The following is an 11,431-nucleotide window of genomic DNA, read 5'->3' on the forward strand; positions in this document are numbered from 1 at the left end:
CGCCAACGACTATATTACTATCAGATTACGCCAATATTGGTACTTTTGCACTAATTATCTTTTCGACAATTACGCCTTCATCTGTTCACAAGCTTGGGTCCATGGCAGACGTACCTTTTCTTGCTCCGTTAGTTTATAGTAATAAGGAAGCCATTGTACACCCCTCATGAAAAAGGATGCGAACCATGCAAAAAATCATTGTTGTAGGTGCCGGAATTTTGGGTGCTTCGACGGCGTATCAGCTATCAAAAAGAGGCGCAGAAGTAATCATTGTGGACCGAAAACATAAAGGCCAGGCCACCGATGCAGCCGCAGGGATCATTTGCCCGTGGCTGTCGCAAAGGCGCAATCAGGCGTGGTACAAACTGGCGAAGGAAGGCGCGCGCTTTTACCCCTCGCTGATCGCCGAGCTTGAGCAGAGCGGCGAGACGAGCACCGGGTATGCCCGTGTCGGCGCTCTTAGCATTCACAAGGATACAGACAAGCTGCAGGCGCTGGAAAAGCGGGCTCTCACGCGCAAGGAAGATGCGCCGGAGCTGGGCGACGTCACCATGCTTTCCTCCGAGGAGACAAAAGCGCTTTTTCCTCCGCTCGACGAGGACTACGCCGCGGTGCATGTCACAGGAGCCGCTCGCGTGGATGGCCGCGCTCTGCGGGATGCTTTGCTGCGGGCTGCGCAAAAAAATGGAGCTGTGCTTCTATACGAGGAAGCTACCCTGGTACACAACGGAACGCGGGTAACCGGAGTGCGTGCAGGCTCTGAAACGATCACCGCCGATTCCGTCATCGTCTGTGCCGGAGCGTGGGCGAACGAAATTTTCCAGCCTCTGGGCGTCCAGTTTCAGGTTACTTTCCAAAAGGGGCAAATTGTCCATCTGGACTATCCAGACGCGAATACGGGCAACTGGCCTGTGGTGATTCCGCCCAACGATCAATATTTGCTCGCCTTCGATCAGCAAAAAATGGTCGTCGGAGCCACGCACGAAAACGACGTCGCAGGCTTCGACACGCGCGTAACGCCAGGCGGCTTGCATGAAGTGTTCACAAAAGCGCTGGACATCGCCCCCAGGCTTGCCGACAGCACGTTCGTGGAAGCGCGGGTAGGCTTTCGCCCGTTCACGCCGGGATTTCTTCCCGTCCTCGGCCCGCTCCCCGGCTGGGAAGGCATTTTCGTCGCCAATGGCCTCGGCGCGTCCGGCCTGACAATGGGGCCTTACGTCGGTTATCAGATGGCCAAGCTTGCCCTAGGACTGGACATGGATATTCAGTTGGAGCATTACGCTGTGTCAGGCGCGATTGTTGCTGAATGTGAATGAGTTTGGAAAAGCGAGGTCTTGTCCCTTTTTGGGGTGGGGCCTTGTTTTTGTTTTCGGTTTTTTTGTCGGTTGTGTTGTCGGTTTGTTTTCGTTGCGGTTGTCGTGTATAGAGCGAGTGAAAGTCGTTGTAGCTCGGCTTAACAAGCGGATTTTGTATGGTAGAGAGGCAAAACTGAATGGATTGCGCTTTTAGGGCCGGGCTTGGCTTTTGGTCGATTGTTTCCGGTGTGATGGCTAGTGTCCAGGCTGGCGGTTGTATTCGTGTGAATGCGTAGCAAGCATGCCGGAGCTGAGATGAGTGCTGTCGAAGAAGGAGAACTGCGAGTTGCAGGAACAAACAGAGTGTGAAAAGAGCCGGGAGCCCTTTACCAATGCGGGTTTCCGGCTTGTTTTTCGTGTGCCGCTCCGCTGTCTGCTGGCGCTGTAGTAGCGTATAGCGTAGCTAGCGATTATTGCGGGTCATTTGGCAGCGGCAAACAGAAAACAAATTGCTCGCCGAGCGGCCCCATTCTTCTGCGCCCGGTATCTGCAAAGCCCGCTGCCACATACAGCCGCTGGGCAGGGATGTTTTTATGGTTCACTGCCAAAACAATTTCCGTACAGGCAGGAAACTCGGTACGGATAAATGCCGGCAAGAGAAGCATTCCTTGCTTTGCATAGCCTTTGCCTTGTTGTGCATGGTTAATGGAAAAGGAAGTGAGCAGCATCGCGTCGGGGTTCGCGGAATACTCCTTTACCCGCTCCGTGGAATGGAGCAAGAAGAAGCCTACGGGTTCCTTTTCGCTTACAATCACAATCGGGTATTGGCCTTCTGTTACCGCGAGAGTCTCGACAGGCAATGATGTAAACTGTCCCTGTTCTTCGGGGAGTTCAAACGAGCGCAGCGCTGGCAAGTGAGCGGGAGAATAGTGCGTCAATTTAACGTGGACGGGTTTGTTCATTGGGGGAGCACCTGCTTTTTATTTTTATAGTAGCATAGGAACGTACGTTTGTCATTACAGATAGATATAGCGTAGTTGTAGGAATGAGGGTGGGGTGTATGGGGGATGGTCTTACGGATAGTAACGGTTCGCTCCCTATATTTGGATCAGTCCGGGATAGTTCCCAAAATACAACAATTGTAAAAGTGTGAATTAGGGCATTTTGCTTACTTTCCAGTTGTTTTAGCGCTCCATACTGCCTTCTTGAAAGTCAGCGCGTGGCTCTTTGTTTTTTCTTAAATAGATCCACGAGGACGATCAAAGCCAGAATCAAAACGGAGTGCACGAAAGGCTTCAGGATGCTGGGGTCGTCGTAAATAAAGTAGGCCACTATAAAGTTAAGGGCAAACGTGATGAAGTATCCGAACATTTGGTCACCTCGTTTCGGAACTGGGGTTTTGGTTGGGCGGATTTTTTAATGTTGGGCTTTGCGGTTTGTTCAGTATGAGTTTAATTTTTTCGTAGGCTTATTTTGTGGGTTTAGGGTGTTCTAGGCAGTTGCCATTTTGTCGTAAGAACTTGGTTCGTTGTGGCAGTTCACTCGTGTTCGGGTTCGTAATGTACAGAAGCGAAAAAAGCAGAACAGTCTGTGTTAGAGCGGTTTCAGTCCCTTTGTTTCTCGGGGTCTTAATGTAACGTGACCTCATCGGTTTTTACCCTGAGTTTTCAGCGTGTTTCAGTCCCCTCGTACCTCGGGTCCTCAATGTAACGCTGGCGAGGATATTCCAGGCGTAACGCTCCAGCAGTTTCAGTCCCCTCGTACCTCGGGTCCTCAATGTAACCGACCTTGGTCGGCATGAACAAACTCAGTAATGCCAAGGCTTTGCTTGTAGTCAAAGTCCTCAACATTCCGCACTTTTTTCGAGGATTACCTTTCTGTCCAAAAACAGGCCCCATCCTCGAAAACACTTTCTCTCCATTTATTTTCCGGCTGAGTCCTATCATTAGTATTCACTTGCAGGGGTATAATCATGTGCTCTCACGACTATAATAAATCATTTGCCTCATTTTTATAATACCTCTCCCTCGTTTCCTGCCGAAATCACGACAAAATATCTTTTGTCCACAAAAAGACGCACCTCACTTCTCATCTTCCCTTTCGGCAGACATCCCCATCGCCCAGCATGGCGCCGAAGGTTCTTCCTGTTTCCTCAGATTCTTTCTTGCTCACTCTCATCTGCGTATCTATTGCTCTTGGAGAAACAAGACCCCATCGGGACTTTTCCCCTCAAGCTCAGTGCCATACCACTCGCAGCCTGGTTAAAAAACTTCTCGTTACCGAGATGCCAGTTTCCCTTGACCAGCACTGTACAGTAAACTAAAGTGGAATTTGGATTTCTCAATATTTACCAGAAACAAAATTCGCCCACGCAAAACTTTTTCGATTAGGAGGTATTCTATGAGGCTGCAAGAACCGTTGCAACGTTCGTTGCGGTCAGCGATAGAAAAAATCCAAAAGCAATACGGCTACACCCTAAGCAAACTCAGTGCGCTGTCGGGAATCAATCACGGGCATCTCAGCGATATTTTACGGGGCAATCGCCCGATGACGATAAGACAGTTGGATGCCTTGGCTACAGCATTTGAACAGCCTCCCGGATGGCTGTATGAATTGTACCCCGACGAGTGCTTTGCCAAAGAAAGAGTCTCGCGGCCGAGGGTGATCCCGTATTTGATCCGGTGTGCTGAGATTGGGCGACAGGATTGCATTCAACCGATCGTTTCTAAACTGCTGGATGAGCAAAAAAATGTGGATATCCTCTTTTCAGTAGGAGAACGCCTCTTTGAAGCGGGGAAGAGCAAAGAATCCATTCCTTTTTACCAGCTCGTGATTGAAAATGAAAAGGATAGCCATTCAGAACGCTTTTCGCTCAGTCAGTACAGATTGTTTCGTGCAACGCTAGGAGCGAATGCCGAAGACAACTGGAAAGCCGTCATCCGATTTGAACCTTATCGAAATCGCCTGCCGGAAAATTATCAGTTGGACGGGTTGCTTCAGTTGGCGAATGTATCTTTTGTTTTGCAAAGGTGGAGCGATATGGAAAAGTATGCAGACGAGCTCCGCTTACTGGCCTCGAAGGTTTACGAGCATGAATGGCGCAAACGGAAAAACGCCAAGACGTGTGAGCCGCTCAAGACCGAGCGTCATCTGGTTGTGTATTACGGTCAAGGCTTTCTGCTGAAAGGAGCTGCCTTGCAGATGCAAGGGCTGTATGGTGAAGCGAAAAAGTATGTGCAGGGCTATGCTGACCTTGACTGGTTTGAACTCCTTGATAATACAGGGCGAATGGAAGTAGAGAAGTTCAAGACATGGGCAAAAGCCAATATGTACACGTATGATTTACTGATGGGAGATACCCAAGTCTTGCCCGAGTATTTGGATTTTTTAGACAAACACCCTGCGGAAATACCAGCCGGACTTTTGACGATCATGGAAGTTGCCAGCAAATTCGACATTTCTATCGATCATGTTTTAGAGCGGTATTCTGCGGAAATCGAACGCTTTTATGAACATCAGGATCAGATTAATAAGGGAAGACATTATAACTTCCGGTATTTTAAAATCGCATATGAATTGAAGCGCGGCCGCATGAACAAAGCACTCGACGAAATTTTATGCTGCATGGACCTTGCCGACTTGTGCTAGATTTTGGTTAATGTATCGGTCCTCTGCGACGTGTCCAAACCACTCCGCAAAGCAGTACTTGCTTTGCTTGGCAGTTCAAAAACGAAATAGCCTGAGATAAAAGCCAGCATTTGTGTAAACGTGCTGGCTTTTATATTTCCTTATTTTCTCTAAACCGAATCTTTTGGAGAATGCTGTATAGTAGAATTGCCCTTCTCTCACACAAAAAGGAAGATATTGCAAAGAAATTTGGATTAAACAGATCTTTTTCCCAATTAAACTAGTACAAATCACTTTTAATCTCTCCATAAAGACAGATGTATGATTCAAGTGAACAAAAAAAGGAAAAATGAAGAAGACCTATTGAATATCATCGAAGAATTACGAAGACAACTTGTTAAACTCGTTCAGGAAAAAGGATTGGACCATATAGAGGTTGTAATTCTGAGCCAGCGTCTGGATGAATATATTGTCCAGTTTCAAAGCAGTATGAATCCAAAATGATAGCGATTACACGATTTCTCGGGAATGTAAATTTTTTTGAGTAAATGGGTTTTTAACAGGCGGATGGCAACATGAGCAGCTTTACATGTAGAGGCGGGTAGGAACACACGCGGCGTCCGCCTTGCGAGGCAATATGCCTTCAATCAATCACACGCGATCTCCAGCGGCCATAAAGTGCGCTTTGTCGTCTGAACGTCGATGCCCAAGCAGATGCTCTGGATATCGTTCTGCTGCTCTACGGCTCTTTGTAGTTGCCTTCTCATGTTACTCGCACTCAAGACGGAACTTATGCTCATATCGTGAACATTAAGTAAAACATGCAACTATATACGAATTTACTGCGACAAGAATTGTCGAAATTTGTAAACAAAAAATAATTTACAATTATGGTATTCATTCCTATATTCTATATGTTTTTAACAAGTTATTCCAGGAGTGAACATAATGGTAAAGAACATCTCTATTCGCGATTACACACCTAGTAGAAGCAACACGGATCAAACTGCAAAAGTTACTACTCCACCCAAAACATCCCCTCCTCCTAAAGAAGTAGCCACTGCGACACCCAAACCAAAAAGTGACTCCGTTCAAATTAGTCTGGCTGCACAACAGGCTTACGAACAGTCTTCTTTTGCAAACCGCTCAACAACGTCTACAACATCCTATAGCCCGTCCATTTCATCCGCTTCTGGAAGTAAAGTAGCAGGAGTTACGGCGTACAGTGCAAGCTCTAATAGTATAGATGTTACAGTGAACGGCAGAAACATATCCGCTGGTAATTCTAACGTGGATGGATATAAAAAAGACGGAATGAACATGGTGGCAATCAAGGCTGTGCTAGAGGAGCTTGGCGGGCGAGTCTCTTATGAACAGGGGAATGGGTTTGCAAAAATCACCTTAAAAGGGGAAGGTGGTAGTTACGTTAAACTCAGAATTAGCAGTGGACAAATCACCTACGCTGGTACATATTCGAAGGACGGTGACAGTGAAAGGAGTATTACAATCGGTGCTGCTGAAATTAAAAATGGAACGACCTATGTTTCGGATGATGTAATTAGTCGATTGTATGCGGTCAAAGTCACTTCAAACCCAAAGGGAAACTCGGTAGTTATTAACAGCTCGATTAATCAAACAGAGGTAAACGGAAATCAGGTCAAAATTAACAGTTTAATGGTTCGGGACCATAATTTATATGCGACGCCACAAGAATTGCTTTGGGCGGCTGGCTATCAGACCAAATATGAAGGAACCACCTTGATTGGGACTAAAGGAGATACACGGGTAAAATACAACCTTCAAAGAGGCTCCTTAGAGATTAATGAAAATCATAAGGTGAAAAAATATGACGTCAAACTGGAAAACTTCGATCACAAAGATGTGGTGCGCGTTTCTTCTTTCCTAAACAAATTGCCTGATACGGATGTAGAATGGGATCAGAGGAAAGGAACGTTAGAAATTAATACATCTACATTCGATGATTGGGAAAATCGAACGGGAAGCTTTATCTTTGCCGCTTTGGGTGAAATGGCGGTTGAATTTGCCTTTTCCGATGTGAAAACCCTATTCGATCCCAAAGCCAGCAAAACAGAGAAAACAGTAGCTGCCGCCTCTTTGCTTCCAACTGGTAAAGCTTTAAAAATCCCTGCTGTCGCAGCCCTTTTGACGAGATTTGGCGGTGATGGGGAACATGTACTTCGAATGGCTAATCTCGGTAGCAATGTCGGGGAAGCTTTGGCTGAATCCAAAAAAGCTGTCTTGTTTGAAGGGAATAGCAACTGGGGTTGGAAACATATTAAGGATTTACACGTAGGCGACCCAAATCGTCTCCCTAGAGGCAAAACCATCTTCCCTTCCGCCATGTCTGAGAGAGACATCATGAATTTGATTATGGATCAACTGAATAAGGTGAACAAACCTACCGCACAGGAATTTATGAGAAATAATGCTGGAACTTACGACTTGAATGATGTCTACGATATTACATTTTCACAAGAAAAGCACGGTATTAAATCATTGAGAATTGTCGTCAATCATAATTTAGGAACGATAACGACTGCATATCCATTGAGTGGATCGAAAGTGCGAGAAGGAAGATTGTAAAGGAGGCTGCTTTAACTTGAAGATGCATTTTCAAATCGAGAAGCAGGAACGGCTTGAACAGGGGAAATTTTTTGAGTTTTTTAAAGGAAAAGTAGATATTACGTGCACATGGAATGGAAACGAGTTTGTGTTTTCCTTCTTTCGGGCAGTTGATGCCTTGGATGAGTTTTTTAGTCTGCTTTATCTCATGGAATCAAGGGGTGTCAAGATCAAGATGGAGAATCCAGATTCGGTTGGCACCTACTATTTTGAATTGAAAGATGAGCAATTCGTCCTTGATTACTTTATTTTTGAGGATTTGGTGGCCCATTATGAAGCACCGGTTCCTTATCATACTTTTAAAAAAGAATTGGTAGCCTCACTCCATGCCTATTTGGAAGAGTTAAAGAAGATAAACCCTGACATCACAAATCATCCAATCTATCAGGGGCTTACCCGTTGCCAAATAAACCGCGAGTGGTTTGACCACTATTGTGAAATGATCGCTGACGCTTATCGCCGAGCGAATCGGGAAGTGCCTGCCCGAGATGAGTTATTCCGTCATCATATTGTAAAAAAGTAAATACAGAATTATGCGAGTCTCTGCACCAAAACCTTGGTTTCCAAAAAAATTCCTTCTCGACTGATAAACATACTATAAATTCATAACCACCCGTCCATGATATGCTCCCTCATAGTAGACAGAGTACATGCTTACTTTTTCTGTCTACTATGAGGGGTTTTCTTATAGAAAAGGTCTGGGGAACTCTTGACGCTGCGTTCGAGAAAAAAGCAGTGGATGTATCATTGAGCCTTTTGCAAAATTAGGTTTTCGTTAAAAAATGAAGGTAATGATACGTAAAATTGGCCCGATCATCAAGAATGCGGTTGTTTCAGTCCCTCTTTTCTCGGGTCCTCAATGTAACTATGAGCTGCTATCGACAATGACGTATCAACAGCAACCGTTTCAGTCCCCTCGTTCCTCGGGTCCTCAATGTAACGCCCGTGCGTGGGAGTTGGACGGTATACCCTACACGTTTCAGTCCCCTCGTTCCTCGGGTCCTCAATGTAACGCCACCTGGCAAAAGGAGAATACCCGGAGGAAATCTCGTTTCAGTCCCCTCGTTCCTCGGGTCCTCAATGTAACGCGCAAGAGATACATGATAGAGATTCTTCGCGACAAAGTTTCAGTCCCCTCGTTCCTCGGGTCCTCAATGTAACTATCAATACGTCCATTAGCCTGGATACCTCACTTCCAAGGTTTCAGTCCCCTCGTTCCTCGGGTCCTCAATGTAACCCAGCGAAAATAGACCTCTGCAATGGAGATGTTTACGTTTCAGTCCCCTCGTTCCTCGGGTCCTCAATGTAACAGGCGGACGGGAAAATTCACCCGTGGCACAATACGTGTTTCAGTCCCCTCGTTCCTCGGGTCCTCAATGTAACTACGGTGCTGCCGATCAGCCAACTGGCGATTTTTGGCGGTTTCAGTCCCCTCGTTCCTCGGGTCCTCAATGTAACCTGGAGAGCATCCCTGCCGAACGGTGGACAATGGCCTGTTTCAGTCCCCTCGTTCCTCGGGTCCTCAATGTAACCGGATGCGATTTCGGACAAAGCCGTTAAGAAGATCATGTTTCAGTCCCCTCGTTCCTCGGGTCCTCAATGTAACCGACCTTGGTCGGCGTGAACAAACCCAGTCATGCCAGGGCTTTGCTTGTAGTCAAAGCCTTCAACATTCCTCTCTTTTTTCGAGGATTATCTTTTTGTCCAAAAACAGGCTTCATCCTCGAAAACACTTTTTCTCCACTTGCTTTCCGGCTGTATCCTACCATTAGTATTCACTTTCAAGAGTATAATCATGTGCTCTCACGACTATAATAAATCATTTGCCTCATTTTTGTAAGATTGCTCCCTCGTTTCCTAACGAAATCACTACAGAATATCTTTTGTTAATTAAGGAGGCACACCGCAACCTCCCCTCTTCCCCTTCAACAGCCATTCCCATCCATCGCCCAATATTCCCTTGACTCAGCATTCTAAGTGAATTTTGAATATCCCAGTATTCACCAAGAGAGAAACTCGTCCAAACAAATCAATTTTTACAATCAGAAGGTATTATCTATAAGGCTGCAAGAACCGTTGCAACGTTCCTTCCTCTCAGAGATAGAAAAAAATCCAAAAACAATACGGCTATACCCTAAGCAAACTCAATGCGCTGTCGGGACCAATCACAGCGATATTTTGGGGAGTAACCGCCCGCTGACATAAGACATCTGGATGCCTTGGCTACTGCATTTGAACAACCCCCTGGCTGACTATTTGAACGATATCCCGAAGAATGCTTCCCAAAAGAAAGAGTCTCCCATCCGAGAGTCACCCCGTATTTGATCCGATGTGCTGAAATTGGGCGGCAGGATTGCATTCAGCAAATCGTCCCTAAATTCTGGATGATCGAAAAATGTGGATATTCTCTTTGCTATGGGAGAACGACTGTTTGCAACTGGGACGCGCAAGGAATCCATTCCTGTTTATACGCTCGTAATTGAAAACGAGAAGGATAGCCATTCAGAGCGTTTTTCGCTCAGCCCCTATAGATTATTTCGTGCAAATGCAGAAGAAAACTGAAAAGCCGTCAGCCGGCTTAAACTTTATCGAAATCGGCTGACGGAAAATTATCAGTTGGACGGGCTACTTCAGTTGGCCAATGTGTCTTTTGTTTTGCAAGAGTGGAGCTATGGAAAAGTATGCAAACTAGCTCCATTTACTGGCCTTGCAGGTTTACGAGCATGAATTGCACAAATTGAGCTGAGATTCTAAGATGCTGCATAGCCCCGCGCAGTAGACGGACGATCCTAGCCATTTTACTGAACTGTTCGTTTATTAAAAGTAGGGGGTGAATACAAGTTTTGCACCGTTCCACTCATGTCCTAAACACAACTCTGTCTGATGGAACCAGGAGGATTTTGGTTCTGGTATTTCAGTTTCCTTATTTTCGGGTCCTCAATGTAACCAGGTCGCAACCGGACGCGAGCAGGACGTAGTGGAGACGTTTCAGTCCCCTCGTCCCTCGGGTCCTCAATGTAACTTGGCAAGTTGATTTGCGGTTACGTAAATTTTTAAAGTTTCAGTCCCCTCGTTCCTCGGGTCCTCAATGTAACGGTAACTGCTCGGACTTTATCAGCGATCATGCTACCAGTTTCAGTCCCCTCGTTCCTCGGGTCCTCAATGTAACCGTCTTGCCGTCTTTTCCTCTTGCGATCCGTTCACCAGTTTCAGTCCCCTCGTTCCTCGGGTCCTCAATGTAACTAGACTCGTAGACATCTACGACACTGTGACGAAGACGGTTTCAGTCCCCTCGTTCCTCGGGTCCTCAATGTAACTCACAGGCGTATCAGAGACAGCCTCCTTTGTTGTGGAGTTTCAGTCCCCTCGTTCCTCGGGTCCTCAATGTAACCGGAATCGACTACGTGCCCGGACGCGGCGGCTGGCGGAGTTTCAGTCCCCTCGTTCCTCGGGTCCTCAATGTAACCGACCTCGCCCGGCATGAACAAACCCAGTAATCCCAAGGCTTCACTCGCAGTCAAAGCTCTCAATATCCTTGACTATTTTCGAGCATTCCCTTTCTGTCCAAAAACAGGCCCGATCCTCGAAAGTCACTGTTTCTCCACTTGCAACCGACTGTGCCCTGCCATTAGCATTCACTTTCAGGCGTATAATCATGTACCCTTACGACCATAATAAATCATTTCCTCCCCTTTTATAAGCCCCACCCTCCCTTCTTCCCGAAAGCTTTTAAGCCCCAAAATTGGATTTGAGTCATACCCCCTTATCTTGTTAAGCTGATATCAGAAGAACAGAGGGGGATATTTTTATGCAACGGAGACGCTATTCAATCGAGTTCAAACAACAATTGATCCAGGAAGCCCACG

At 46.3% G+C, this 11,431-nt stretch carries 6 protein-coding genes and 2 CRISPR repeat arrays; of the genes, 5 read left to right on the top strand and 1 reads right to left on the bottom strand.

The genetic code is table 11. The features are described 5' to 3' along the window. Nucleotides 1–185: 185 nt before the first annotated feature. Nucleotides 186–1,316 carry an NAD(P)/FAD-dependent oxidoreductase gene (locus AC27IT_RS21195; protein ID WP_122953240.1) on the top strand — a complete coding sequence of 377 codons (1,131 nt, stop codon included), beginning with the start codon at nucleotides 186–188 and terminating at the stop codon, nucleotides 1,314–1,316. Between the two features lie 449 nt (nucleotides 1,317–1,765). On the opposite strand, the gene AC27IT_RS21200 is transcribed toward AC27IT_RS21195, so the two are convergent. Continuing rightward, on the bottom strand, nucleotides 1,766–2,257 hold the full coding sequence (locus tag AC27IT_RS21200) for a GNAT family N-acetyltransferase (RefSeq protein WP_005830902.1): 492 nt from the start codon (nucleotides 2,255–2,257) through the stop codon (nucleotides 1,766–1,768). A 1,438-nt stretch (nucleotides 2,258–3,695) separates the two neighbouring features. Here AC27IT_RS21200 and AC27IT_RS21205 point away from each other — a divergent pair. The 4 genes from AC27IT_RS21205 to AC27IT_RS21220 all read left to right on the top strand — a co-directional run bounded on the left by AC27IT_RS21205 (nucleotide 3,696) and on the right by AC27IT_RS21220 (nucleotide 8,088). Next, nucleotides 3,696–4,943: a helix-turn-helix domain-containing protein gene (locus AC27IT_RS21205; protein WP_025845197.1), complete on the top strand. Its 1,248-nt coding sequence runs from the start codon at nucleotides 3,696–3,698 to the stop codon at nucleotides 4,941–4,943. A gap of 300 nt (nucleotides 4,944–5,243) precedes the next feature. Then, entirely contained in the window at nucleotides 5,244–5,426 is a 183-nt protein-coding gene (locus AC27IT_RS21210; RefSeq protein WP_025845198.1) for an aspartyl-phosphate phosphatase Spo0E family protein, read from the top strand. Nucleotides 5,427–5,870: 444 nt separating this feature from the next. After that, nucleotides 5,871–7,526 carry a stalk domain-containing protein gene (locus tag AC27IT_RS21215; protein WP_035986771.1) on the top strand — a complete coding sequence of 552 codons (1,656 nt, stop codon included), beginning with the start codon at nucleotides 5,871–5,873 and terminating at the stop codon, nucleotides 7,524–7,526. Between the two features lie 22 nt (nucleotides 7,527–7,548). Next, nucleotides 7,549–8,088 carry a hypothetical protein gene (locus tag AC27IT_RS21220; RefSeq protein ID WP_235694662.1) on the top strand — a complete coding sequence of 180 codons (540 nt, stop codon included), beginning with the start codon at nucleotides 7,549–7,551 and terminating at the stop codon, nucleotides 8,086–8,088. A 381-nt stretch (nucleotides 8,089–8,469) separates the two neighbouring features. Beyond that, nucleotides 8,470–9,171: direct repeats of the CRISPR family, unit length 37 nt; unit sequence GTTTCAGTCCCCTCGTTCCTCGGGTCCTCAATGTAAC. Between the two features lie 1,379 nt (nucleotides 9,172–10,550). Further along, a CRISPR array of direct repeats spans nucleotides 10,551–11,031; the repeat unit is 37 nt; unit sequence GTTTCAGTCCCCTCGTTCCTCGGGTCCTCAATGTAAC. The last annotated feature ends 400 nt before the right edge of the window (nucleotides 11,032–11,431 follow it).

This window comes from Brevibacillus sp. YAE8, assembly GCF_057543335.1.

Coding starts and splice junctions, on each gene's coding strand:
- AC27IT_RS21195 (WP_122953240.1), top strand. CDS start 186: ATGCAAAAAATCATTGTTGTAGGTGCCGGAATTTTGGGTGCTTCGACG.
- AC27IT_RS21200 (WP_005830902.1), bottom strand. CDS start 2,257: ATGAACAAACCCGTCCACGTTAAATTGACGCACTATTCTCCCGCTCAC.
- AC27IT_RS21205 (WP_025845197.1), top strand. CDS start 3,696: ATGAGGCTGCAAGAACCGTTGCAACGTTCGTTGCGGTCAGCGATAGAA.
- AC27IT_RS21210 (WP_025845198.1), top strand. CDS start 5,244: ATGATTCAAGTGAACAAAAAAAGGAAAAATGAAGAAGACCTATTGAAT.
- AC27IT_RS21215 (WP_035986771.1), top strand. CDS start 5,871: ATGGTAAAGAACATCTCTATTCGCGATTACACACCTAGTAGAAGCAAC.
- AC27IT_RS21220 (WP_235694662.1), top strand. CDS start 7,549: ATGCATTTTCAAATCGAGAAGCAGGAACGGCTTGAACAGGGGAAATTT.